The organism is Mesorhizobium australicum (genome assembly GCF_900177325.1).
Classification (GTDB): Bacteria; Pseudomonadota; Alphaproteobacteria; order Rhizobiales; family Rhizobiaceae; genus Mesorhizobium_A; species Mesorhizobium_A australicum_A.
This window is the reverse complement of the sequence record NZ_FXBL01000004.1, coordinates 26,724-49,052: the sequence shown is the minus strand read 5'-3', so window position 1 is coordinate 49,052 and position 22,329 is coordinate 26,724. Positions and strand designations below refer to the sequence as shown.

Annotated in this window: 26 protein-coding genes; 8 read left to right on the top strand and 18 right to left on the bottom strand. The window is 64.8% G+C overall.

The features are described from left to right. Positions 1 to 27 precede the first annotated feature (27 nt). The 7 genes from B9Z03_RS02555 to B9Z03_RS02530 form a co-directional block, all read right to left on the bottom strand. Positions 28 to 354, bottom strand: coding sequence for a chorismate mutase (locus tag B9Z03_RS02555; protein WP_085462745.1), 327 nt, complete (start codon positions 352 to 354; stop codon positions 28 to 30). Beyond that, a complete protein-coding gene (locus B9Z03_RS02550; protein ID WP_210191338.1) occupies positions 351 to 896 on the bottom strand; it encodes a GNAT family N-acetyltransferase in 546 nt (181 codons plus the stop codon). The genes B9Z03_RS02555 and B9Z03_RS02550 overlap by 4 nt, the downstream gene beginning before the upstream one ends. Continuing rightward, a complete protein-coding gene (locus B9Z03_RS29285) occupies positions 893 to 1,513 on the bottom strand; it encodes a hypothetical protein (RefSeq protein ID WP_139832142.1) in 621 nt (206 codons plus the stop codon). Before B9Z03_RS29285 ends, B9Z03_RS02550 begins: the two co-directional genes overlap by 4 nt. Further along, positions 1,510 to 3,093 carry a signal recognition particle protein gene (ffh, locus tag B9Z03_RS02545; protein ID WP_085462743.1) on the bottom strand — a complete coding sequence of 528 codons (1,584 nt, stop codon included), beginning with the start codon at positions 3,091 to 3,093 and terminating at the stop codon, positions 1,510 to 1,512. Before ffh ends, B9Z03_RS29285 begins: the two co-directional genes overlap by 4 nt. A gap of 271 nt (positions 3,094 to 3,364) precedes the next feature. Next, on the bottom strand, positions 3,365 to 3,745 hold the full coding sequence (locus B9Z03_RS02540; RefSeq protein WP_085462742.1) for a cupin domain-containing protein: 381 nt from the start codon (positions 3,743 to 3,745) through the stop codon (positions 3,365 to 3,367). A 109-nt stretch (positions 3,746 to 3,854) separates the two neighbouring features. Beyond that, entirely contained in the window at positions 3,855 to 4,901 is a 1,047-nt protein-coding gene (locus tag B9Z03_RS02535) for a zinc-binding metallopeptidase family protein (RefSeq protein ID WP_085462741.1), read from the bottom strand. Positions 4,902 to 5,026: 125 nt separating this feature from the next. Beyond that, positions 5,027 to 5,695 carry a DUF1236 domain-containing protein gene (locus B9Z03_RS02530; RefSeq protein WP_085462740.1) on the bottom strand — a complete coding sequence of 223 codons (669 nt, stop codon included), beginning with the start codon at positions 5,693 to 5,695 and terminating at the stop codon, positions 5,027 to 5,029. A gap of 210 nt (positions 5,696 to 5,905) precedes the next feature. Here B9Z03_RS02530 and B9Z03_RS02525 point away from each other — a divergent pair, with 210 nt between their 5' ends. Both B9Z03_RS02525 and B9Z03_RS02520 read left to right on the top strand, forming a co-directional pair. Beyond that, positions 5,906 to 6,700 (top strand): lytic murein transglycosylase, encoded by a 795-nt coding sequence (locus B9Z03_RS02525; RefSeq protein ID WP_085462739.1) that lies wholly within the window; start codon positions 5,906 to 5,908, stop codon positions 6,698 to 6,700. A 98-nt stretch (positions 6,701 to 6,798) separates the two neighbouring features. Further along, on the top strand, positions 6,799 to 7,377 hold the full coding sequence (locus B9Z03_RS02520; protein ID WP_244561635.1) for a tyrosine-protein phosphatase: 579 nt from the start codon (positions 6,799 to 6,801) through the stop codon (positions 7,375 to 7,377). Here the strand turns inward: B9Z03_RS02520 and B9Z03_RS02515 are convergent, their stop codons facing one another. Next, positions 7,378 to 8,598 (bottom strand): argininosuccinate synthase, encoded by a 1,221-nt coding sequence (locus B9Z03_RS02515; protein ID WP_085462738.1) that lies wholly within the window; start codon positions 8,596 to 8,598, stop codon positions 7,378 to 7,380. Between the two features lie 212 nt (positions 8,599 to 8,810). Here B9Z03_RS02515 and B9Z03_RS02510 point away from each other — a divergent pair, with 212 nt between their 5' ends. Both B9Z03_RS02510 and B9Z03_RS02505 read left to right on the top strand, forming a co-directional pair. After that, complete coding sequence (locus B9Z03_RS02510; RefSeq protein ID WP_085462737.1) at positions 8,811 to 9,755, top strand: hypothetical protein; 945 nt, start codon at positions 8,811 to 8,813, stop codon at positions 9,753 to 9,755. Positions 9,756 to 9,852: 97 nt separating this feature from the next. Beyond that, complete coding sequence (locus B9Z03_RS02505) at positions 9,853 to 10,500, top strand: LysE family translocator (protein ID WP_085462736.1); 648 nt, start codon at positions 9,853 to 9,855, stop codon at positions 10,498 to 10,500. On the opposite strand, the gene B9Z03_RS02500 is transcribed toward B9Z03_RS02505, so the two are convergent. From B9Z03_RS02500 to B9Z03_RS02465, 8 genes are all read right to left on the bottom strand, one after another. After that, complete coding sequence (locus B9Z03_RS02500; protein ID WP_085462735.1) at positions 10,481 to 10,981, bottom strand: hypothetical protein; 501 nt, start codon at positions 10,979 to 10,981, stop codon at positions 10,481 to 10,483. The genes B9Z03_RS02505 and B9Z03_RS02500 overlap by 20 nt on opposite strands. After that, entirely contained in the window at positions 10,978 to 11,454 is a 477-nt protein-coding gene (locus tag B9Z03_RS02495; protein WP_085462734.1) for a hypothetical protein, read from the bottom strand. The genes B9Z03_RS02500 and B9Z03_RS02495 overlap by 4 nt, the downstream gene beginning before the upstream one ends. Continuing rightward, positions 11,451 to 12,692, bottom strand: coding sequence for a dual-specificity RNA methyltransferase RlmN (gene rlmN, locus B9Z03_RS02490; protein WP_085467460.1), 1,242 nt, complete (start codon positions 12,690 to 12,692; stop codon positions 11,451 to 11,453). The genes B9Z03_RS02495 and rlmN overlap by 4 nt, the downstream gene beginning before the upstream one ends. A 112-nt stretch (positions 12,693 to 12,804) precedes the next feature. After that, on the bottom strand, positions 12,805 to 13,311 hold the full coding sequence (locus B9Z03_RS02485; protein ID WP_085462733.1) for an invasion associated locus B family protein: 507 nt from the start codon (positions 13,309 to 13,311) through the stop codon (positions 12,805 to 12,807). A 238-nt stretch (positions 13,312 to 13,549) separates the two neighbouring features. Beyond that, positions 13,550 to 13,921 (bottom strand): YkvA family protein, encoded by a 372-nt coding sequence (locus B9Z03_RS02480; RefSeq protein ID WP_085462732.1) that lies wholly within the window; start codon positions 13,919 to 13,921, stop codon positions 13,550 to 13,552. 46 nt (positions 13,922 to 13,967) lie between these two features. After that, positions 13,968 to 14,267, bottom strand: coding sequence for a 4a-hydroxytetrahydrobiopterin dehydratase (locus tag B9Z03_RS02475; RefSeq protein ID WP_085462731.1), 300 nt, complete (start codon positions 14,265 to 14,267; stop codon positions 13,968 to 13,970). A 69-nt stretch (positions 14,268 to 14,336) separates the two neighbouring features. Next, positions 14,337 to 14,921 carry an RNA 2',3'-cyclic phosphodiesterase gene (gene thpR / locus B9Z03_RS02470; protein WP_085462730.1) on the bottom strand — a complete coding sequence of 195 codons (585 nt, stop codon included), beginning with the start codon at positions 14,919 to 14,921 and terminating at the stop codon, positions 14,337 to 14,339. A 97-nt stretch (positions 14,922 to 15,018) separates the two neighbouring features. Then, the gene (locus B9Z03_RS02465; protein ID WP_085462729.1) at positions 15,019 to 15,645 is read right to left on the bottom strand and encodes an arylesterase; all 627 of its coding nucleotides are present in this window, start codon (positions 15,643 to 15,645) and stop codon (positions 15,019 to 15,021) included. 61 nt (positions 15,646 to 15,706) lie between these two features. On the opposite strand from B9Z03_RS02465, the gene B9Z03_RS02460 reads away from it, so the two are divergent. The 4 genes from B9Z03_RS02460 to B9Z03_RS02445 all read left to right on the top strand — a co-directional run bounded on the left by B9Z03_RS02460 (position 15,707) and on the right by B9Z03_RS02445 (position 20,562). Further along, positions 15,707 to 16,399: an ABC transporter ATP-binding protein gene (locus B9Z03_RS02460; protein WP_085462728.1), complete on the top strand. Its 693-nt coding sequence runs from the start codon at positions 15,707 to 15,709 to the stop codon at positions 16,397 to 16,399. Continuing rightward, entirely contained in the window at positions 16,396 to 18,957 is a 2,562-nt protein-coding gene (locus tag B9Z03_RS02455; protein ID WP_085462727.1) for an ABC transporter permease, read from the top strand. Before B9Z03_RS02460 ends, B9Z03_RS02455 begins: the two co-directional genes overlap by 4 nt. A gap of 176 nt (positions 18,958 to 19,133) precedes the next feature. Then, positions 19,134 to 19,910, top strand: a complete 777-nt coding sequence (locus B9Z03_RS02450) for a Bax inhibitor-1/YccA family protein (RefSeq protein ID WP_085462726.1) — start codon at positions 19,134 to 19,136, stop codon at positions 19,908 to 19,910. A 97-nt stretch (positions 19,911 to 20,007) separates the two neighbouring features. Continuing rightward, complete coding sequence (locus B9Z03_RS02445) at positions 20,008 to 20,562, top strand: GNAT family N-acetyltransferase (RefSeq protein WP_085462725.1); 555 nt, start codon at positions 20,008 to 20,010, stop codon at positions 20,560 to 20,562. A gap of 235 nt (positions 20,563 to 20,797) precedes the next feature. On the opposite strand, the gene B9Z03_RS02440 is transcribed toward B9Z03_RS02445, so the two are convergent. Both B9Z03_RS02440 and B9Z03_RS02435 read right to left on the bottom strand, forming a co-directional pair. Next, positions 20,798 to 21,184: a DUF2794 domain-containing protein gene (locus B9Z03_RS02440; protein ID WP_085462724.1), complete on the bottom strand. Its 387-nt coding sequence runs from the start codon at positions 21,182 to 21,184 to the stop codon at positions 20,798 to 20,800. Between the two features lie 377 nt (positions 21,185 to 21,561). After that, the gene (locus B9Z03_RS02435; RefSeq protein ID WP_085462723.1) at positions 21,562 to 22,314 is read right to left on the bottom strand and encodes a DUF1223 domain-containing protein; all 753 of its coding nucleotides are present in this window, start codon (positions 22,312 to 22,314) and stop codon (positions 21,562 to 21,564) included. Between the last annotated feature and the right edge of the window lie 15 nt (positions 22,315 to 22,329).

Here is a 22,329-nt window from a genome sequence, read left to right as displayed (position 1 = left end):
TATCTCCTAAGCTGTCTGAATTTCGAATTACGATTTGACCGTGTCGGCATCCGTGCGGCCTTCATTGACCGCCTCGTGATGCCGGATCACTTCCTTGATGATGAAGTTCAGGAACTTCACCGCGAAATCGGGATTGAAGTTGGCGTCCTCGGCCAGGCCGCGCAGGCGCGCGATCTGCTCGGCCTCGCGCGTCAGGTCCGCCGGCGGCAGCTTGTGCTCGGCCTTCAGCCGGCTCACCGCTTCCGTGCAGCGGAAACGTTCCGCCAGCATGTAGACGATCGCCGCGTCGATGCGGTCGATGGAGCCGCGCAGGTCCTTCAGCAGCAGGCGGGCGCGTTCGACGTCGTCGTTCATTGTATCCTCGCATGATGGGCGCGGAAATCCGCCGGGGCCAGATGGCGCCAGATCTCCAGCATTCCGTACGGCTTGACCTCGACGGCGCCTTCGTGGCGTGCGCCGAGGCGATCGGCCAGTCGGAATGAGCGGTTGTTGCCCGGAAAGATCGCCGACATCGCCGTCGACCAGCCGAGCTCGTCATAGACGAAGGTGATTGCGCGGAGTGCAGCCTCCGCGGCATAGCCGCGACCCTCGAATTCGGGCAGCACCGTCCAGCCGATCTCGGGCTCCGGCCAGCCCTCCGGGAACGTCGGGCCGACGATGCCAACCGTGCGGCCGCTCGCCTTCTCGACGACGACGAACTTGCCGTAGCCGCGCAGCGACCAGCAGCCGGCATAAGCGGCGATCCGCTTCCAGGTGGAGACCAGATCCTCCGGGCCGCCGACAAAACGCGATGCCTCGGATGCATAGAAGCCGGCAAAGGTTTCGACATCGCCCGGCGCGAAACCGCGCAGGGTCAGGCGGGGCGTTTCGAGGGTCGGGATCACAGCGGCGCTCAATGAAGCACCTCTGTCAATCTCAGACGATGTCGAACGACCTCGCGCTCTTCCTCGACAGTCGAATGGCGATTAGCTGCGGCGACGTAGATATCTGGCGACAACCGCCACACCTGGATGCAAGGCACTGCGCTATCAAGCGCAGTGGTCAGCGAGAGACACTTTCCTGATTTCGCGCGAAAGCAAATATGCTTGTCGTAGATCAGATGGAATGATGCAGTTCGGCCATCTGCATCAATGGATTCGGCAGCATACTCACACTCATAAATGTCAACGGCTTCCACCGGATCACCGCCCATCAATGCGCGAACCGCGAAAGGCCAAGTATTTGAGCTCACGGTAATCCCAAGCGGCTTGTCCGAATAGGTCAGAACAAATTCCTGATGATCGACTTGTCGGCTACGTCCAACAACGTGTTGAACCCAAGACATGCGAACCTCGAGCACCGGCTCGGATGTTGTTCTCCAGGAGGACAGCGCCAATGCCGATGCCTCAACCCAATCAGCCTCGAAAGCTGCATCGTTCGCGCCCACCATCAGACCGAAGCCTGGAAAGCGGGCAAGCTTGGCGAGGTCGCCATCGCTTAGACGATACGTATAATTGGCCGGCGAAGAAGTCACTTCTTCGGCCCCTTGGGAAGACCGGGGAAGCCGCCGAGGCCCGGCAGGCGCGGAGCGCTACCAAGGCCGGGCAGGCCACCGGGCCCGGGCAGGCCGGGCAGGCCCTTGGGCAGGCCGCCGCCGAGACCGGCAGCTTCCGCCTGCTTCTTCAGGGCCTCGAGCTGTTTCGGATCCATGCTGGAGAGGTCCGGCATGCCGCCCATGCCGGGCATCATGCCGCCAAGGCCCATCTTGTTGGCCAGCCCACCCATCAGGCCGCGCATCATGCCGCCGCCTTTGCCCTTGCCGCCCATCGCCTTCATCATGTCGGCCATCTGGCGGTGCATCTTGAGCAGCTTGTTGATGGCGGCGGCGTCGGTGCCGGAACCCTTGGCGATGCGCTGCTTGCGCGAGTGCTTGAGGAGGTCGGGATTGGCGCGCTCAGCCTTGGTCATCGACTGGATGATGGCGATCTGGCGGCCGAACATCTTGTCGTCGAGGCCAGCGGCGGCCATCTTGTCCTTCATGCCGCCCATGCCCGGCATCAGGTTCATGATGCCGCCCATGCCGCCCATCTTCTGCATCTGGCGCAGCTGGTCGGCGAGATCGTCCAGGTCGAACTTGCCGGACTGCATCTTCTTGGCCATCGCCGCGGCCTTTTCCGCGTCGATGTTCTCGGCAGCCTTCTCGACCAGCGAGACGATGTCGCCCATGCCGAGTATGCGGTCGGCGATGCGCTTGGGATGGAACTCCTCCAGCGCGTCCATCTTCTCGCCGACGCCGATCAGCTTGACCGGCTTGCCGGTGACGGCGCGCATGGACAGCGCAGCACCGCCGCGGCCGTCGCCGTCCATGCGGGTCAGGATCAGGCCGGTCACGCCGACGCGGCTATCGAAGTTGCGGGCGAGGTTGACCGCGTCCTGGCCCGTCAGCGAGTCGGCGACGAGCAGCACTTCGTGCGGCTTGGCGGCGGCCTTGATGTCGGCCATCTCGACCATCAGCGGCTCGTCGATATGCGTGCGGCCGGCGGTGTCGAGGATGACGACGTCGTAGCCGCCAAGGCGGCCGGCCTGCTCGGCGCGGCGGGCGATCTCGACCGGGGTCTGGCCCGGAACGACCGGCAGCGTCGTCACCTTCACCTGCTCGCCGAGCTGGCGCAACTGTTCCTGCGCGGCCGGGCGGCGCGTGTCGAGCGAGGCCATCAGGACCTTCTTGCCCTGGCGCTCGGTCAGCCGCTTGGCGATCTTGGCGGAGGTCGTGGTCTTGCCCGACCCCTGCAGACCGACCATCATCAGCACCACCGGCGCCGGCGCGTTGAGGTCGATCGCCACACCCTCGTCGCCAAGCATGGCGACCAGTTCGTCGTGGACGATCTTGACCACCATCTGGCCAGGCTTGATCGACTTCAGCACCGCGGCGCCGACGGACTTCTCGCGCACCTTGTCGGTGAAGGAGCGCACGACCTCGAGCGCCACGTCGGCCTCGAGCAGCGCACGGCGCACCTCGCGCAGAGCAGCGGAGACATCCGCCTCCGACAGCGCGCCGCGGCCGGTCAGGCCATTGAGGATGGAACCAAGTCGTTCCTGAAGGCTCTCGAACATCCGTTTCCCGTTCCCTGGCGATTGGCTTCGCCGGAGAGGTAGTGTCTGACCGCGCGATTTGAAACGCCAAAACCAAAAAGCACCCGGGGGCGCACAGCGCTGCCGGATGTTGGCTTCCGGGATCGGTCCTGTCTCAGGCGTCCCGGTCAGCGGCTCGGAGTATCAACTCGTCGCGGAATTCGGGGCGTGTAGACAGGAGAAGAACGGCGGAGTCAAGCGGATTTGTCGTGTCGTCCGAAGCCAACGGTTACTGATGGCGAACTACGGTGCATCACTCGAAGTGATATTCGATATCTGAGAAGCGCGGGGTCGAAAAGACATAGAAGATCTTGATCGGGAACTCACCGTCATTGACGATCCCGTGCCAGCTGTTGCCTGGAATATATGCTGCCGACCCAGCCGTAACTTTGAAGACCTCATCATCTATCGTGAGCCGGCCGGTTCCTTCCAGGACGTAGTAAATCTCAGCTTCGGCGTGTCTATGCCGCTTATGCTCTCGGCCAGGCGACAAGATGGCTACACCCGAACACATGTCGCCGGTGGGTGTCACGTCACTGCTAAACAACGTCTGCCACATGAGGTCGCCCTTGGCCGGGTCGTCCCACGTCTCAACCGGAGTTTCTGACAGCGACGTCACAAACGGTTGCGGCATAGTGGATCCCCGATCAACGCTGCGTTTTCAATGGCCTCACCGTTAGCAAGACAATTTTCTCGCAAGCAAGGGGCGTTGCGACGGGCTTCGTCAATATGCTGTTGCGCAGTCAGGTCCTACACAGCAATTCGTCGACGAAAGCCAGCTTCGCCGCGACATTCTTTGAGATCACGAACGGGTAGAGGTCGGGCAGGCCCATGCAACGGTTGATCGAGTTGGAGGCGTTGGAGAGCACGATCCAGCGCTCCAGCACCTGGTCGAAGGGGCTGCCGGTCGGGCCGGGAGGCGGCGCCGCGCCATCGTCGCCGTCGGCTTCGGGGATCAGAAGCTCTTCCGCATTGGCCTGAAGGGCCGAGATCGACATGCCAAGCGAGTCAGACATTTCCAGCGTGTCGACGATGTGGAGGTAGTGCGCCCAGGTCTCGGCCCAGTCCTCCCAGGGGTGGCTCGCGGCATAGGCGGTGATGTGGTTCTCCTGCCAGCCGGGTGCGGGAGGATTGGCATAGTGGTTCTGCAGGGCCTGCTCGTAGTCGGCGGTTTCGTCGCCGAAGATCTCGCGGAAGCTCGCCAGCCGGGTGGGATCGTCGCGGATCAGGCGGTCCCAGTAATAGTGGCCGATCTCGTGGCGGAAATGACCGAGCAGGGTTCTGTAGGTCTCGCCCATGGCGATGCGCATCTTCTCGCGCTCGACCGAGTCCGCCTCGGCGACGTTGAGCGTGATGACGCCGTTGTCGTGGCCGGTGAGGATCTTCTCGCCGCCCGGCCCGCCGCCGATCGGATCGCCGAGGAAATCGAAGGCAATGCCCGCCTCCTCGTCCGGCGTCTGCTTGGGCCGCACCTCCAGCCCGAAGGACAGCAGTGCGTAGACCAGCCGCCGCTTGGCCGCCTCGACCCTGATCCAGCGGTCGCGGTTGCCTTCGATCGACAGGTCGGGAATGGTCTTGTTGAGCGCACAGGCGCGGCAGAAAGCCTGCGGGCCGAGCGCGCGCCAGTTGCACAGGGCCTCGTCGGCGTTGAGACAGGCGAAATTGTCGCTCCCGAGAAGGACGAACTCGGCGGCGTCCGGATCGTAGAGCACCTCCGATCCGCAGGCGAGGCAACGCGAGTTCTCGAAGTAGAGCCGCTGACCGCAGGAGGGGCAGGAGAAGAGTTTCACGAGAGTGTTCCGATTCAGGTGCGACGGAAGCGGTTTGAACGCCGATGTTGGGCAATCGTTGCGCCGACGGCAAGAAAAACCGCCGGGCTGGCCCGGCGGCTTTCCTCTCAGAGCCGTCGCTTGGATCAGCGGACGACGTAGACGATGCGATGCGAACCGGGCTCGACGAGCACGGGCTGGCCGTTCACATAAACGTAGCGATACTCGTAGTCCGGCACTTCGTTGAGGACGACGGTTTCCGGGAGCGTCGCGCCGACCACGACCTCGCCGTCGAGATAGACGGGCTGGACCTGGTTCGTGCGCACATAGGAAACGACCTTCTCCGGAGGCGGTGAGGCAAGGCCCTCGGCCGTGCCGCCGATCGCGGCTCCGGCGACGCCGCCCACGACCGCGCCGATCGGACCGCCGACGATGGCGCCGGCCACGGCACCCGTCGCGCCGCCGGCGACGGCGCCGCCACCGCCCTGCGGCCGCTCATAGGTCACGACCGGAACGGATGAACGATTTTCGGTGACGATGGACGCGGTGCCGTTCATGTCTACGGACAGATAGTCCGAGTAGACCCAGCCGGGTCCGCTGGCGGTGCTCACCTGGCACCATTTGCTGTTTTCGAGACAGCCTCCCAGGTCGGCGGGAGCGCCTGCCGCGATCATTCCGATGACAGGATATTCCGGACCCGGGCCGCCACGCACATTCAGGTCGGTAGTGGCGGTCACGGCTGTCTGTGCGGACGCCGCGCCCGCGAAGGCGGCAAGCGCCACGGCGGCGATCGGGAACATGATTCGAGCTCTCATCTCTTCTCTCCTTGTTCAATCCCCTTCGGAGGCCCAAACGGCGTGCCAAAGAGATCGTTCCAGGGAGAACCCGCAAGGGGCAGCTGGTGTAACAAAGCGGAAACAGCAGGCGAGATAACGCGACATTGAACGGTCGCAACTTCATCTTAACCGTGACAACGGAACTTCCCGATGGCAGAAAACACCGGAATCACGGTTTTGGAGAGATACATGGCCTTTCTTGCGCAGGGCGCAAAGCTTGCTTCGGGTCTTCTGGTCGCGCTCGCATTGAGTGCAGGCGCGGCGAACGCGGCGAGCTGCGGCAAGGATGCAAGCGGCTTCGAGACCTGGAAGCAGGCATTTGCCGCGGAAGCCAAGGGCGCCGGGGTCAAGAACAAGGGCCTGCAGGCGCTGGCCGGCGCGAAATACGCCACGGCGACGATCAAGGTGGACCGCGCCGTCAAGAAGGCGTTCAGCGGCGACGTCAATTCGTTCATGAAGCGCCGCGGCGGCGCGACGATCATCTCAAAGGGCAAGTCGCTGAAGAAGGCCAACGCGGCCCTGTTTGCCGACATCGAGCGCCGCTACGGCGTTCCGGCTGGCCCGTTGCTGGCGATCTGGGGCATGGAGACCGGCTTCGGGGCGGCTATGGGCAACCAGAACACGGTTTCGGCGATCGTCACGCTCGCTTATGACTGCCGCCGGCCCGCGTTCTTCACGCCGCACGCGCTTGCTGCTCTAAAGCTCGTCGACCGCGGCGTTCTGAGCGCAAGCTCGGTGGGCGCGGCACATGGCGAATTCGGCCACACGCAGTTTCTGCCGGGCAACGTGCTGAACTATGGCGTCGGAAACCTGAACCTGCGTGACAAGTCGACCGCGCTCGCGTCGACGGCCAACTTCCTGCGTGGTCACGGGTACAGCGGCGGTCCGGCAAGCGCCAATCGCGGCGCGATCGCAGGATGGAACTCGGCATCCGTCTACCAGCAGGCCATCATCATCATGGCCGATGCCATCGACGGGGAGTGATCGCCCGGCTGCGTGGCGCGACACCAGATCGCGCCATCTGCGGCACAGTTTAGCCGCAATCGGCGCGCTGCTGGAACTGCCTCGCCGGAGACGGTTTCATGCCAAGATTCACCCTGATGTTTCGCCGGGCTGCCCTCGTCGGCGCCCTTGCCGTGTTGATCCCGGCGGCCGCTCTTGCGATCAACGCTGTTGCAACCCGCAATTTTCACGAAATCCTGCCCGATCAGTTCTACCGCTCGGCGCAGTTGAGCCCGGACGAACTGGCGCAGCGCATCGAGCAATACGGGATCAGGACGGTCGTCAACCTGCGTGGGGCACAGGCACCCGGTGGATGGTATGACGAGGAGCGGCGGGTTTCGGCCGCCCACGGCGTTCAACTGATCGACTTCCAGATGTCCGCCTCGAAACATCTCAGCTCCGAGCGCGCGCTTGCGCTTGTCGATCAGATGAAGAAGGCGCCGAAGCCGATTCTCGTCCACTGCCTGTCAGGGGCGGATCGTACCGGCCTCGTCGCCATGATCTACCTGAGCCAGGTGGCGGGAATGGACGAAGAGACGGCCGAAGCTCAGCTCTCGCCGTTCTTCGGCCATTTCGGCATTCCCTACCTCACCTCGTCCTTCGCCATGGACGAGAGCTGGGAGGAACTCGAGCCCCTGTTCGGGATCGAGGGATCGTGATCAGCGCTTGCGCGCCCCGAGCGTCCGCAGCCGCAGGCCGTTGAGCCGGATGAAGCCTTCGGCGTCCTTCTGGTCGTAGGCGCCGCGGTCGTCTTCGAAGGTGACGAGGTCGTTGCGGTAGAGCGACTTCGGCGAGCGGCGGCCGGAGACGATGACATTGCCCTTGTAGAGCTTCAGCCGCACGTCGCCCTCGACGTCTTCCTGGCTCTTGTCGATCAGCGCCTGCAGCATCTCGCGCTCGGGCGAATACCAGAAGCCGTTGTAGATCAGCTCCGCGTAGCGGGGCATGATGTCGTCCTTCAGGTGGCCGGCGCCGCGGTCGAGCGTGAGCGATTCGATGGCGCGGTGGGCGGCGAGCAGGATGGTGCCGCCGGGTGTCTCGTAGACGCCGCGCGACTTCATGCCGACGAAGCGGTTTTCCACCAGGTCGAGCCGTCCGATGCCGTTGTCGCGGCCAAGGTCGTTCAGGGCCGAGAGGATCGAAGCCGGCGACAGCTTCTTGCCGTCGATCGAGACGGCGTCACCCTTCTCGAAGCCGATGATGATCTCGGTCACCTTGTCGGGCGCGTCCATCGGCGAGATGGTGCGCTGGTAGACATATTCCGGCGGATCGACCCACGGATCCTCCAGCACCTTGCCCTCCGAGGAGGAGTGCAACAGGTTGGCATCGACCGAGAACGGCGCCTCGTTGCGCTTATCCTTGGCGATCGGGATCTGGTATTTCTCGGCAAAGTCGATCAGGTCGGTGCGCGACTTGAACGACCAGTCGCGCCACGGTGCGATGACCTTGATGTCGGGGTTCAGCGCATAGGCCGACAGCTCGAACCGCACCTGGTCGTTGCCCTTGCCGGTGGCGCCGTGGGCGACCGCGTCGGCGCCGGTCTCCCGCGCGATCTCGACGAGATGCTTGGAGATCAGCGGACGGGCGATCGAGGTGCCGAGGAGATAGGTACCTTCATAGACCGCGTTGGCGCGGAACATCGGGAAGACGAAGTCCTTGACGAACTCCTCGCGGACGTCGCGGATGAAAATCTCCTTGGCGCCCATCATCTCGGCCTTCTTGCGGGCCGGTTCGAGGTCGCTGTCGCCCTGGCCGAGGTCCGCGGTGAAGGTGACCACCTCGGCGCCTAGCTCCGTCTGCAGCCACTTCAGGATGATCGAGGTGTCCAGGCCGCCTGAATAGGCGAGGACGACTTTCTTGACGTTCTTCCACTTCGACATTGCCGGTCCTGTCAGATCTGCTGCGCAACGGGAAAAGCCCGCGTTTCGCGCGTTCTTTTAGCAGGAAAGGGCCGGCCGGCAAGGCCGCCGCCGGCAACAGCGCTCGCGTTGGCGTGATTTGCTTTTGCCGGCCCTGCGCCCTCGAATACACTCGTCGTTGATTCGTGATGCAATCCGCGATTGCAGCCAGTTCTCCGGAGGAGTGCAGTTCGATGCAAAGACACGCCGTCGCGGGCCGTGCAGGTTCCTCCCTGGGCAGATGGTTCGGCGGGGCGGTGCTCGCGGTTGCGTGCGGATGGTCGCCGTCCGCGCTTGCGGCCGACCGGTGGGTTACGGCCGAGGGAGAGGCGGCGATCACGCTTCCCGAACCTTTGCAGGCGAAGGGCATTGCAGGCGCCGTGCTCGCCTGCGCCGAACAGAAGTGGTCGCTGCGGCTCACCCTTTCGCCGGAGACCGCTGCGCCTTCGGGCGAAGCTGCGGCGAAGCTTTTCGTCGGCGCGCAGGTCTTCGAAACGCGCGCGACTTTGGAGAACGTCACAATCACGGTTCCGGTGGCAGGTCTCGCGATCGCGCGGATGAAGACCGGAACGCGAGCAAAGATCACGATCGAAGGCGTGGAACCTGCGCTCGAAGCCATTTTCCCTTTGCGCGGGTCCAAGGCCGCGATCGAAGCCGCCGAACCGTTCTGCTCCAAGCGCGACATGTCGGGCTATGAGCGTATCGGACTTACCCCCTACAGCTCCTACCTCCTGGAGGCGAAGGAGCTTCGCAAGGACGAGATCGAGCTGTTCCGTCAGGCGACCGCGGCCGAACCGATCGTTTCCGCGGCGAAATCGGTTCTGCCGGATGGCCGCAGCCTGCTCTTCGTCGAATTGTGCGGCTCGTCCTGGTATTATGGCGCGTCGGGCTGCAACGTGGCTGCCTATTCGCGTCTTTCCGATGCGGCTGCGTGGACGCAGGTCTACGATGCCGAGGGCGCGGACCTCTATCTGGACAACCGCACCCTGGTCGACGGGTGGCCGAACCTGATCGCGCTGCCGAAGAAAGGCGGCGGCGATGAGGTGCTGTGGGCCTGGGATGGCGAGGCCTATGGCGTGTCGGATGGCGACGCGGTCGCGACGGGTCCAGGCGCGTCACAGCCGGAAAGCCGGCAGTAAGGGCTTCCTTGGCGCTGCTTCGGCCGCGAACTGGCTGTTCCGGCGATGTCCTTCTTGATGTAAAGCGTGGCCAGCCTCCATCGGACCCGCGCCCCTCATGTTTTCCGGATACGTCCCAGATCTCGCCATCCTTGCGCAGTTCGCGGTCGCGACCATCATCATCGCGATCACCCCCGGGCCGGACATGACGCTTTTCGTCGGCCGCGCCCTGTCCGAGGGCCGTTCGGCGGGGCTCGCGTGCATGGCGGGCGCGCTGACCGGCTGCCTGATCCATACCACCATGGTGGCCTTCGGCCTGTCGGCGCTGATCGTCGCATCGCCGCAGGCGTTTCTGGCGCTGAAGATCTTCGGCGCGGGCTATCTTGTCTGGCTGGCCTGGCAGGCGATCTGGAAGGGCTCCGCCTTTTCCCCAGAAAAGAAGGCCGGGCCGCAGCATACACTGCTGCAGAACTGGGCGACCGGCATCGGCATCAACCTGCTCAACCCGAAGATCATCCTGTTCTTCATGACCTTCCTGCCGCAGTTCGTGTCGGTGGAGGATCCGCACGCGGCGGCGAAGCTGTTCTTCCTCGGCTTCATGTTCATCGTGGTATCGCTGCCGGTCACCGTGCCGATGGTGCTTGCGGCGGACGGGTTCTCGGGCCTTCTAAGGAAGAGCCCGCGCGTCACGCGGGCGATCGACTATCTGTTCGCCGGTGTGTTCTCCGCCTTCGCGCTCAAGATCCTCACCGCGCAGGCAAGGTAGCGCGAGCTTTCCATCCGCCTGCCAGACGCCCGGCCACCGCCCAGTAAGCGATGCCGCCGAGGACGCCGGCGCCGATGACGGTGGACAGCACATAGGGGTTCTCGACCAGCGGGTCGCGGGGTGCGATCGCGCCTGGCTCGAGATCGAGCGACGGCGGCACGTAGTACCAGAACAAGGCGATGACGCAGGCTCCCACGACGCCGCCCGCGATCGAATAGTAAAGCCAGTCGCGCGCGCCGAGCACTTCTCCGATACCGATCGCGATCACCGCCGGCAGGAACGCGAAATAGGCAGTGAACAGCGCGACGAACGGGATCGAGAAGACGACCGAGCCCATGACGAGCACCGGTGCCTCGTCGGCCTCGAAGCCGGCGGACGTCAGGAAGATGAGGTGCAGGAAGGCGCTCGCGACGAGGGCGGCGGCGGCATAGCCGACGAGGATCAGGAGCAACTGGCCAAGGAGGCGCAGGAAGACGGTCATTGTGGAGGGCTTTCCTGTATCGGAGCGCGGAACGCCAGATTGCCGAGGAAGCGGACGAGCAGCGCCCGCATCGCCACGAAGCCGAGCCCGCCGGCGAAGCCCCCGGCGATAACCAGTCCAGATTGCCGCCATGAGAATGCCGTCCCTGGGGCGAACAGATACAGGACCATGAAAGACACCAACGCGCACGCCGGCGCGGCGAGGACATAGTAAAGAGGCCCGTAGCGGCGCCACTCGCCGATCGTAACGAGGATGATCGCCAGCGGCATGGCATAGATGAAGGTTGCCATCGTGCCGACGACCAGCATCAGCGCGAGGTGGTCCGCGGAATAGGTGCGTCCTTCGAACAGCTCCGTCGCCCAGACCAGCGCCACGATCGCGACGGCGGCGACCACGGACCCCACCGCATAAGGGATCGCGTCGCGGATCAGTGCAACCGCACCGGCGCGGGCGATCGCGCGCGCGGAACTCACTCCTCGCCGTGCCCCGCGATCATCATCGCCTCCAGCGCGAGGCGGTCGACGCGGCGCATGCGCTCGGATTCGGACTTGAGCTGGCCGCAGGCGGCAAGGATGTCGCGCCCGCGCGGGGTGCGGATCGGCGAGGCGTAGCCGGCGTCGTTGATGTAGTCGGCGAACTTCTCGATCGTCTCCCATTCCGAGCACTGGTAGTTGGTGCCGGGCCAGGGATTGAACGGGATCAGGTTGATCTTGGCCGGGATGCCCTTGAGCAGCTTGATCAGCGCCTTGGCGTCGTCGATGGAATCGTTCACGTCGCGCAGCATCACATATTCGAAGGTGATGCGCTTGGCGTTGGACAGGCCGGGATAGGCGCGGCAGGCGGCCATCAGTTCGGCCAGCGGATACTTCTTGTTGATCGGCACGAGCAGGTCGCGCAGGTCGTCGTTGGGCGCATGCAGCGAGATGGCGAGCATGACGCCGAGCTCCGCGCCGGTGCGCACGATCTCCGGCACGACGCCGGAGGTGGACAGCGTGATGCGGCGCTTGGAGAGCGCCAGCCCGTCGCCGTCGGAAGCGATCAGCAGCGCCTTCTTGACGTTCTCGAAATTGTAGAGCGGCTCGCCCATGCCCATCATGACGATGTTGGAGACCTTGCGGCCCTCGGCGGGAACGATGGCGCCGGCCGGCGTGTCGCGGTCGGGGAAGTCGCCGAGCCGGTCGCGCGCGACGAGGAGCTGGGCGAGGATCTCCTCCGAGGTCAGGTTGCGCACCAGTTTCTGCGTGCCGGTGTGGCAGAAGGAGCAGGTGAGCGTGCAGCCGACCTGCGAGGAGATGCAGAGCGTGCCGCGGCCTTCCTCGGGGATGTAGACGGTCTCGATCTCGACCGGCCGTCCGGCGCCGCGCGCCGGGAAGCGGAACAGCCACTTGCGCGTGCCGTCCTGAGAGATCTGTTCCTCGACGATTTCGGGCCGAGCGATGGTGAAGTGCTCGCCGAGCGTCGCGCGCAGCTCCTTCGAGATGTTGAACATCTGGCCGAAGTCGGAGACGCCGCGCACGTAGAGCCAGTGCCAGAGCTGGCTGACGCGCATCTTCGCCTGGCGCTCAGGCACGCCGGCGCCGACGAGCGCCTGCGCCATCTCCTCGCGGGACATGCCGATGAGCGACGGCTTCTCGCGCGCGGTCTGCGCGGAAATGCCGGGTGCGGCGCGGGCGCCATCCGCCCGCGTATCGTTCAAAACCGTGACTGCCATTGGTGTCGAAAAGCCGTTTTCGCGGAGATAGGCATCCGCATCGTCCGGCGCCAGATAACACAAGAGCCGCCATCCGTCACGATGGCGGCCCGCAATGCTGGAAAAAGCAGGATTACTTGCAGTTCGAGATGTCGGTCAAAGCCGCCGAGATGCCTTTCAGCGAGAAGACGTAGCTGGTCGGATTGCCGCGGCCCGACTTGGCGGCCACCTTCATGTCGGCGCCTGCGCGCATCGCGGCGATCAGCGCCGGCTCCTCGGCGGCGTTCTCCACCCAGGCGCGGTTGCCCTTGGTGAACATGGCGAACTTCTTGTCGCCGACCGTCACCTCGACCTTCGAGTTCTCCTGGAAATTGTAGGAGGCGTTGAACTGCGGCTCGAAGCTCACATTCTGGCCGGGCTTCTGCGAAACGACGAAATACATCGACTTGCCGTGGTCGAGCGAAGGAGGCTGCTTGTCGGTCGGGATGGTCAGCGTGTAGCAGACCTTGCCCTTCTCGTCGTTGTAGGAATAGAGCGCCCAATCGCCCTTCTGGCCGATCTTGGCGATGTTCTGCGCCTGCGCGATACCGCCCGCAGCGAGCATCGCGCCGGCAATCAGGAAGGGGAGTGTCTTGTGCATATTGTCCTGCCGCAATTCGTGCCAAGCGCCGGAAACGCGTCCCCGGAAACGTGCCGTCGCCGACGCATCTGATACAATTTGATTAAATCCAGGTTACGAAAGGGTTACCACCCGACCGTTTCCGGACCCAACCCGGTGCGGAGCGCCTCATTGGCGCAAATTCATCGCGACTGCAGGCCCCGCGCCCTTGCCGTGCCCGAAAGAGGGGTAGGAAAGCGGCAAGAGTTTGACCTTGGGCCTAGTCGACCTCGGCAAGCGACTTCTTTGCCGCGATCCGGTGCGCCGGCTTGATATGCGATCGGATGGCGGTGATCGCCGCGGTCAGCACGGCCACATCGTCGGTAAAACCGAAGCCGACGAGGAAATCGGGGATGAAGTCGAGCGGCAGGACGAAGTAGGCGAGCGCGGCCAGCAAGGTGCCGCGAACGCGGAACGGCGTCTTCGGGTCGAGCGCGCAATAATAGGCTGCGACCAGCTCGTCCATGAACGGAACATGGCGCGCGGCGCGCTTGGCAGTGCGCCAGAACTCCAGCCGGACACGCTTCTCGCGGCGGCCGGTCTCTTCCGCGTCGCCAGGCGCCAGTACCTCTTCGATGTCGATCTGCTTCATCCCGGCATTCTCCTTGCCGGAAAATGTGGGTAGCGCACGGGCGATTTCAATCCGCGTCCGCATAGCGGCTCATCCGCCTCGCAAGCTCGATGTCGAGTTCGGTCACGCCGCCCCGGTCATGCGTGGAGAGCGTCACCTTCACCGTCTTGTAGACGTTCGACCAGTCGGGATGGTGGTCCATCTTCTCCGCCGCCAGCGCGGTCCGCGTCATGAAGGCGAAGGCCTCGCTGAAGTTGCGGAACTCGAAGGTGCGTCCGATCGACAGGCCGTCCTTCGCGACCGACCAGCCGGGCAGCTTAGCGACCGCCTCGGCCAGTTCGTCCGTTGCCAGAAGATCCCTCGCCATCCGATCCTCCTTCAGACGATCCGCTTCGGGCAGAGATAGTGCGCCGGCAGCGCGGGAACAGTCCAGCCGCTATCGCATGATCCGCACGGCGTCGGGCCGGCCGGCCGGCCGCGTGTCCACCATGCCCAGCGGCCAGGCCTCTTCGACGATGTAGGGGCCGCCGCCGACCGAATCGCGAGACGACATCAGCACGAATCGCGACACTCGGAACGGCATGGCGGCGAAATTCCCCCGTGCCGACAGATAGCGGGCCACTTCGCCGTCATTGCCGTTGCGCAGGCGGGCAAGCGTCACATGAGGCACGAACTTGCGCTGATCCGACGGCGCGCCGACGCGGGTGCAGATGCGGTCGATCTCGCCCTGCAGCGCGTTGAGCTCGGGAGAGGGTATCACGCCGGCATAGATCGAGTGCGGCTTCTTGGACCCGAAGGCGCCGACGCCGGACAATGTCAGATCGAAGGAGGGCCTGCGCACCCGGTCCAGCGCGTTGGCGACCTCGTCGGCCACATGGCCTTCGACATCGCCGATGAAGCGGAGCGTGAGATGGTAGTTCTCGACATCGATCCAGCGTGCGCCGGGAATCCCTCCGCGAAGGAGGGAAAGCGACAGCGCGGCGTCGCGCGGGATCTCGAGGGCGGTGAACAGACGGGGCATGATGGCACCTCCTCGATTCGATCTCGCATTGCAGCGAATCATCGAATGGCCAACCGGGCAAGCGATTATTTCCCGCCCGCCGCGACCTCGCGGAACGTCACCTGATCAGCGGCTCGATGATTGGCAGCGCTCCTTCGACCATCCGGTCCACGCCGGCGGCATTGGGATGGAGGCCGTCATCGAGCTGCAGCGAAGGGTTTGCCGCCACCCCGTCGAGGAAGAACGGAACGAGCGGCACGTCGTATTTCGCCGCCAGCTTCGGATAGATTCCGTTAAAGGCGGTCGCGTAGTCGGGCCCGAGATTGGGGGCTGCGAGCATACCGACCAGGACGATGCCGATGCCGCGTGCCTTGAGCGAGGCCATCATCCGGTCGAGGTTGTCTTCGGTGATCTGCGGCGGCAGGCCGCGCAGCATGTCGTTCGCGCCAAGCTCGAGGATCACGAGATCCGTACCGTCCGGCACCGACCAGTCGAGCCGCGACAGGCCGCCCGAGGTCGTGTCGCCCGACACGCCTGCATTCGCCACGGCAACGTTGTGGCCGCGCGCCTTCAGCGCCGCCTCAAGTTTCTGCGGAAAGCCCTCGTTGGGGCCGAGATTGTAGCCGGCCATCAGGCTGTCGCCGAAGCCGACGACCCTGAACGTTTCCGCCGTTGCCGGCGCGGCCCATGCGACAACACAAAATAGTGCAATGCAAAAAGCGCGTTTCACCTGTTTGAATGCCATCGCACGTTTCCCATATGAGCCCCGACCTGCCCGACAGACCTCCATATAGGACTGATCCGCCGTGACAGAAGCCGTTATCGAACTCGAGGACGTCTCGCTGACCCTCGGCCAGGGTGCGTCCCGCGTTCATGTGCTGCGCGGGATCAGCCTGGCTGTGGCGCGCGGCGAGGCGGTCGGCATCGTCGGCCCGTCCGGCTCCGGCAAGTCGACGCTGCTGATGGTGCTCGCCGGCCTCGAAGGCGTGGACGGCGGCACGGTGCGCATCGCGGGCGAGACGCTCAACGGCCGCAGCGAGGACGAGATCGCCCGCTTCCGGGGCCGCAATGTCGGGATCGTCTTCCAGTCGTTCCACCTCATCCCCAATATGACGGCGCTGGAGAACGTCGCCGTTCCGCTGGAGCTGGCAGGTGTCGCCGACGCGTTCGCGATCGCCGAGCGCGAGCTCGCAGCGGTCGGGCTCGGAGAGCGGATCCGGCACTATCCCGGACAGCTCTCGGGCGGAGAGCAGCAGCGCGTCGCAATCGCGCGCGCGCTGGCGCCGACGCCCTCCATCCTCATCGCCGACGAGCCGACCGGCAATCTCGACCAGGCGACCGGCCGGCATATCGCCGACCTCCTTTTCGCCAAGGCGCGCGAGCGCGGCATGACGCTGGTGCTCGTCACCCACGACCCGGCGCTCGCCGCGCGCTGCCAGCGCCAGATCGCCATCCGCTCGGGGCGGATCGAAACGCCGCCGATGGCTGTGAGCGCATGAAGGCGAGTTCGGCGTCTGCGCAATCGCTGCGCCTGGCCTTCCGTTTCGCCTTGCGCGAGATGCGCGGCGGGTTGAAAGGCTTCTTCATCTTCATCACCTGCATCGCGCTCGGCGTCGGCGCCATTGGCGGCGTGAACTCCGTTGCCCGCGCGATTACCTCGTCGGTCGCGAGCCAGGGCCAGACGCTGCTTGGCGCCGACATGCGGTTCAACCTCATGCAGCGCGAAGCGTCCGACAAGGAGCTTGCCTTCCTGAAGGCGCAAGGCGATCTCGCGGTCAGCGCCGGCATGCGTTCGATGGCCCGGCTGGAGGATGGTTCCGACCAGACGCTCGTGGAGGTGAAGGCGGTCGATGGCGCCTATCCCCTCTACGGCTCCCTGGCGACACAGCCCGCGCTCTCGCATGACGATCTGTTCGGCGAACGCAACGGCATCTGGGGCGCCGCCGCGCCCGACCTCCTGTTCGACCAGCTCAAGCTGTCCGACGGTGCGCGCATCAGGCTCGGCGGTGCGACCTTCGAATTGCGCGCCCGCATCGTCGACGAGCCCGATCTCGTCTCCGAAGGCTTCGGCTTCGCCCCTCGCCTGATGGTGTCGATGGACGGTTTGAGGGCGTCCGGCCTGATTCAGCCGGGCAGCCTGGTCGAGCATGGCTACAAGCTCAAGCTGCCTGCCGGAGCGACAGAGGCAGACATAAAAGTCATCTCGGATAGGGCCAAGACAGACTTTCCGCAGGCCGGCTGGAGCATCCGCTCGCGCGCCAATGCGGCCCCTTCGCTCTCCAGCAATGTCGAGCGGTTCTCGCAGTTCCTGACCTTGGTCGGCCTGACCGCGCTCGTGGTCGGCGGCGTCGGCGTGGCCAATGCGGTGCGCGCGCATCTCGACGCCAAGCGCGGCGTGATCGCCACGCTGAAGAGTGTCGGCGCCTCCGGCGGGTTCGTGTTCTCTGTCTATCTCGTCCAGGTGATGATCGTCGCGGCGATCGGCATATTGATCGGTCTCGGCATCGCCATTGCCATGCCGTTCGCGGCAAGCGCCGCATTGTCTTCCGTCATCCCGGTTCCGGCGGAAGGAGGCGTCTATCCGGATGCCCTTGTAATGGCTGTGGTGTTCGGCGTTCTCGTCACGCTCGCTTTTGCGGTCCTGCCGCTTGGGCGGGCGCGCGATATCCCGGCGACAGCGCTCTTCCGCGAACTGGGGCTAGAAGGTCGCGGGCTGCCGCGGCTGCCGTATCTGCTCGCGGCGGGTGGCATTGCCGTCCTGCTCGCAGGCCTGGCGATATGGTTCTCCTCCGATCGTCTGATCGCGCTGATCTTCGTCGGCGCGGCGGTGTTCGCCTTCATCGTCCTGCGCAGCGTCGCAGAGCTGGTGCAATGGCTGGCGCGCCGCGCTCCCGCCGTGCGCTCCACGCCGCTGCGCCTTGCCATCGGCAACATCCATCGGCCGGGCGCACTCACGCCGTCGGTCGTGCTGTCGCTTGGCCTCGGCCTGACCCTGCTCGTGACGCTCGCCCTGATCGACGGCAATCTGCGCCGCCAGATCGCCGGCAACCTGCCGGAGCGGGCGCCGAACTTTTTCTTCGTCGACATCCAGCCCGCCGATGTCGACCGGTTCAGCACACTTGTTTCGCAGGCTTCGCCCGAGGGCACGCTGACCAAGGTGCCGATGCTGCGCGGGCGCGTCATCGAGCTGAACGGCGTCGACGTGCAGAAGATCGAGGTGCCGCCGGAGGGCCAGTGGGTCCTGCGCGGCGACCGGGGCATCACCTACTCCGAGACAGTGCCGGAAAACGCGACGCTGAGCGCCGGCCAATGGTGGCCGAAGGATTATTCCGGCGAGCCGCTGGTGTCGTTCTCGGCCGAGGAAGCCGGCGAGATCGGCCTGAAGATCGGCGACACGGTCACGGTCAACGTGCTCGGGCGCAACGTCACGGCCCGCATCGCCAACCTGCGCCAGGTTGAATGGGAATCGATGGGCATCAACTTCGTGATGGTCTTCTCGCCCAACGCCTTCGCCGGTGCGCCGCACGCCTGGCTGGCGACCCTGCTCGACCGGAAGGCGAGCGCTGCGGAAGAGGCACGCATCCTGAACGAGGTGACGCGGGCGTTTCCGGGAGTGACGACGGTGCGCGTCAAGGACGCGCTCGACATCGTCAACCGGCTGATCGGACAGCTCGGCGTTGCGATCCGCGCCGCCGCGGCCGTGGCTTTGATTGCCTCCGTGCTGGTCCTTGCCGGGGCGCTGGCGGCGGGGAATCGCGCCCGGGTTCATGATGCCGTCGTGCTGAAGATGCTCGGCGCGACGCGCGGTACGCTGATCGGGGCGTTTTCGCTCGAATATATGCTCATCGGGCTCGCCACCGCGGTCTTCGCCCTGCTCGCCGGCGGCGTCGCCGCCTGGTTCGTCGTGGCGCGGATCATGACCCTGCCGTCGAGCTTTCTGCCGGAGGTGGCTGTCGGAACCGTTCTGTTCGCGTTGCTGCTGACCGTCGGGATCGGCCTGGCGGGCACGTGGCGCATCCTCGGACAGAAGGCCGCACCCGTCCTCCGCGAACTGTGAGCGCATTTTTACTACTTTGTATGATCACAGGGCGTGTCGCCTCGTAACGGGCCTTGTTACCGACACGAAGAATGATCATATTACGCCGTAGGCATGCTGGAGCCCCGCCAGCGGAGCCTGGAGCGCGGATCGCCGCGAACCGACACCCGACGGGGCAGTAGCAAAGAGGAACTCCTATGGCTGACCTTCGGAACTACCAGATGCGTGCCGGCGCGGGCACCCGCGTCGACACCGGCATCGACGAGGGCCTGCGCGCCTATATGCTCAAGGTTTACAACCTTATGGCGCTCGGGCTCGCGATTACCGGTCTGGCGGCGCTCGGCACGATGATGCTCGCCACCACCAATGATCCCGCCGCCGCCGCGGCCACCCTCGGCAACGGCAAGATGCTGACCGCGCTCGGCACCGCTCTCTACGGCTCGCCGCTGCGCTGGGTCGTGATGCTCGCCCCGCTCGGCATGGTCTTCTTCCTGAGCGCGCGCATCCACACGCTGTCGGTCTCGGCGGCTCAGACGATGTTCTGGGTCTTCGCCGCGCTGATGGGCCTGTCGCTGTCGTCGATCTTCCTGGTCTACACCTCGGCCTCGATCGTGCAGACCTTCTTCATCACGGCGGCCTCGTTCGGCGCGCTCTCGCTGTTCGGCTATACGACCAAGCGCGACCTGACCGGCATGGGCTCGTTCCTGATCATGGGCGTGTTCGGCCTGATCATCGCGATGATCGTGAACATCTTCCTCGCCTCGCCGGCGCTGCAGTTCGCGATCTCGGCGATCGGCGTGCTGATCTTCGCAGGCCTGACGGCCTACGACACGCAGAAGATCAAGGAGATGTATTTCGAGGGTGACGAAGTGCTGGTCGCCGGCCGCAAGGCCATCATGGGCGCGCTGACGCTCTATCTCGACTTCATCAACCTGTTCTCGTTCCTGCTGTCGTTCCTCGGCAACCGCGAGTAACGAAAGCGGACCGGACTTCGGAAAGGGCGGCTTCGGCCGCCCTTTTCTTTTGCCCGCGGGATGCGGTATCGCGGGCGAGCCAATCGTGGAAAGCGCCATGACCCTCGACATCCGTCCCGCCATGCCCGACGACCTGCCTGCGATCGCCGCCATCTACGCCGATGCGGTAACGCATGGCGCGGCGAGCTACGAGCTGGAGGCGCCCAGCCTCGAGGAGATGCGAAGCCGCTATCAGGGTCTCGTCTCGGCCGGGTATCCGTATTTCGTCGCCGCGGAGGGCAACACCATCCTCGGCTATGCCTATGCCGGGCCGTTCAGGCCGCGCCGCGCCTATCGCTTCATGGTCGAGGATTCGATCTATCTCGCGCCCGAATCGCAGGGAAAAGGCATCGGCAGCCTGCTGCTCGCGCGGCTCGTCGCGGAATGCACCCGGCTCGGCTTCCGACAGATCGCGGCAGTGATCGGCGACGGAGAGCGCAACCTCGCCTCCATACGCCTGCACGAGAAGGCGGGTTTCCGTCATGCCGGCGTGCTGGAAGGCTCAGGCTACAAGCACGGCCGCTGGCTCGACACCGTCTTCATGCAGCTGACGATGAACGGCGGCAAGGATCTGCCGCCCGATCCCGAATCGCTTCCCGGGCGGATGGTCTAGCTTGTATGGGGCAACGGGAGATCGAAGTCGGCAACACGTAAGCCGTCATTCCGGGGCCGCGGAGCGGAACCGGAATCCAGATCGCCAACGTCTGGTCCCTCGCGCCCTGTCGCCGCGAAGTCAGCCTCGCAGGGCGGTGCTCTGAATTCCGGGTTCCGCTCCGCGGACCCGGAATGACGGATGAAGGCGGCGCTTGGCATCCTCGAGCGCTTGGAAGCTAAGCTGTCCTAACAACTTAGGCTTCCACCAGCTTCAGCGTCTTGTCGAAGACGGTCAGCACGCGGGCCAGTTCGTGGCCGCGCTTCAGGATCATGCCCGAGGCCGCGACGACCGAATAGGCGCCTTGGCGGCGGGCCAGCGACGGGTCCTTGACGATCCTGTAGAGCGGGGTCTCGCTGGTGCGTCGGAAGACCGAGAAGACGGCCCGGTCGCTCATGTGGTCGATGGCGTAGTCACGCCATTCGTTGGCGGCGACCATCCGTCCGTAAAGCCTGAGAATCAGATCGAGTTCGCGCCTGTCGAACGTTACCGGGATGTCCATTCGCTGGCGGCGCACGTCCGACAGCGGAATCAATATTACGGAGTCGTCATCGCCCTCCCCGCCGGCGCTGCGTTCGACCATCCGCTCCACTCCGTGACAGTTGAGTGACAAGGTCGCGCTTTCGCCGAACGAAATCAATATCTAATCCCGGAAAGAGGGCGGCGGGCTCATCACGCAGCTTCACGCATGATGAAAGCGACGTGATATTGGTGATCGCTTTGACACAATCTCGCCGCGAAATAATCCACCTCTGGCCCGTATTCGACAGAAGTATGCAGTTGTTGCCTGAGACGGTTCGGTCCGGCGCCGGCCCTGTAAACCCCAAGCCCCCCGCCCATGGGGCTCGCGCTGGACCGATCCTTCAGGACCCCCCGGGAAACACGGGTGTCCTGAGCGACAATCCCGAAAGACCTGCGGCCGGCATTCGATCTTCGGATCGAATGTCGGTTTTTTCTCTTTTAGACGCTGCCTTGCGGGAAGTTCGCCGCACCGAGGATCGGCCCGAGCGAGCCGTCGCTGCGCACCATCTGCAGGAGGACTGCGAAGCCTCCCGGACCGCGCTTGGAGATCTCGCTCGCCGGCAGCTCGAACACCGCCGCTTTGCCGTGCCACATGCCTGCGGCCTGGACGCCGGTGACGGGGTTCACGTAGCGCACCTTCCTGCCGCTGTTCTCGCCCGCCGTGATGTCCACGGAATGCGCGAAATCGTAGTAGACGATGGTCAAGTGCGCCTTCTGCCCAAAGCTGCCGTCTCCCGTGGAAATCACGATGCTGTCGCCGCGCTTGCGGACGTCGACATCGACCACGAGGCCTTTTCCCGCACTGCCGAGCGAGGACAGCGCGCCTTCGATTTCGCCCCGTTTCGCGCCGTTGACGTGCAGGCGGCCGTTGACCACCGCCTGCGGCGTATAGATGGAGCGGCTCTCGAACGCCTTGCGATAACTGTCCTGGCGGGAGGTGCTGTCGGGGTTGGCGAGCGTATCGCGCCAGCCCATGTAGTCCCAGTAGCCGACATGGTAGCCGAGGGTGAGCACGTCGCCTCGCCGGGACAGCTCGGCAAGATTGGCATCCGCCGGCGGCGAGGACTTGCAGCCCTGGCTCGTGAACAGTTCGACCACCCCGGCCAGGCGCTCGCCGGCCCAGCAGATCGGATTGGTTGCAAACAACGACAGCGCCGTCAGAGCGGCGGCGCCAAGGCTCTTCAGTATCATCGGTCTCACATGCCC

Excerpts from the sequence above, each read along its gene's own strand:
- B9Z03_RS02440 (WP_085462724.1), bottom strand. The coding sequence starts at position 21,184 with ATGGTCGAACGCAGCGCCGGCGGGGAGGGCGATGACGACTCCGTAATA.
- B9Z03_RS02480 (WP_085462732.1), bottom strand. The coding sequence starts at position 13,921 with ATGAAGCAGATCGACATCGAAGAGGTACTGGCGCCTGGCGACGCGGAA.
- B9Z03_RS02525 (WP_085462739.1), top strand. The coding sequence starts at position 5,906 with ATGGCCTTTCTTGCGCAGGGCGCAAAGCTTGCTTCGGGTCTTCTGGTC.
- B9Z03_RS02500 (WP_085462735.1), bottom strand. The coding sequence starts at position 10,981 with ATGACCGTCTTCCTGCGCCTCCTTGGCCAGTTGCTCCTGATCCTCGTC.
- B9Z03_RS02540 (WP_085462742.1), bottom strand. The coding sequence starts at position 3,745 with ATGCCGCAACCGTTTGTGACGTCGCTGTCAGAAACTCCGGTTGAGACG.
- B9Z03_RS02530 (WP_085462740.1), bottom strand. The coding sequence starts at position 5,695 with ATGAGAGCTCGAATCATGTTCCCGATCGCCGCCGTGGCGCTTGCCGCC.
- thpR (WP_085462730.1), bottom strand. The coding sequence starts at position 14,921 with ATGCCCCGTCTGTTCACCGCCCTCGAGATCCCGCGCGACGCCGCGCTG.
- B9Z03_RS02510 (WP_085462737.1), top strand. The coding sequence starts at position 8,811 with ATGCAAAGACACGCCGTCGCGGGCCGTGCAGGTTCCTCCCTGGGCAGA.
- rlmN (WP_085467460.1), bottom strand. The coding sequence starts at position 12,692 with ATGGCAGTCACGGTTTTGAACGATACGCGGGCGGATGGCGCCCGCGCC.
- B9Z03_RS02505 (WP_085462736.1), top strand. The coding sequence starts at position 9,853 with ATGTTTTCCGGATACGTCCCAGATCTCGCCATCCTTGCGCAGTTCGCG.
- B9Z03_RS02520 (WP_244561635.1), top strand. The coding sequence starts at position 6,799 with ATGCCAAGATTCACCCTGATGTTTCGCCGGGCTGCCCTCGTCGGCGCC.
- B9Z03_RS02485 (WP_085462733.1), bottom strand. The coding sequence starts at position 13,311 with ATGCACAAGACACTCCCCTTCCTGATTGCCGGCGCGATGCTCGCTGCG.
- B9Z03_RS02515 (WP_085462738.1), bottom strand. The coding sequence starts at position 8,598 with ATGTCGAAGTGGAAGAACGTCAAGAAAGTCGTCCTCGCCTATTCAGGC.
- B9Z03_RS02465 (WP_085462729.1), bottom strand. The coding sequence starts at position 15,645 with ATGGCATTCAAACAGGTGAAACGCGCTTTTTGCATTGCACTATTTTGT.
- B9Z03_RS02475 (WP_085462731.1), bottom strand. The coding sequence starts at position 14,267 with ATGGCGAGGGATCTTCTGGCAACGGACGAACTGGCCGAGGCGGTCGCT.
- B9Z03_RS02450 (WP_085462726.1), top strand. The coding sequence starts at position 19,134 with ATGGCTGACCTTCGGAACTACCAGATGCGTGCCGGCGCGGGCACCCGC.
- B9Z03_RS02455 (WP_085462727.1), top strand. The coding sequence starts at position 16,396 with ATGAAGGCGAGTTCGGCGTCTGCGCAATCGCTGCGCCTGGCCTTCCGT.
- B9Z03_RS02435 (WP_085462723.1), bottom strand. The coding sequence starts at position 22,314 with ATGATACTGAAGAGCCTTGGCGCCGCCGCTCTGACGGCGCTGTCGTTG.
- B9Z03_RS02445 (WP_085462725.1), top strand. The coding sequence starts at position 20,008 with ATGACCCTCGACATCCGTCCCGCCATGCCCGACGACCTGCCTGCGATC.
- ffh (WP_085462743.1), bottom strand. The coding sequence starts at position 3,093 with ATGTTCGAGAGCCTTCAGGAACGACTTGGTTCCATCCTCAATGGCCTG.
- B9Z03_RS02555 (WP_085462745.1), bottom strand. The coding sequence starts at position 354 with ATGAACGACGACGTCGAACGCGCCCGCCTGCTGCTGAAGGACCTGCGC.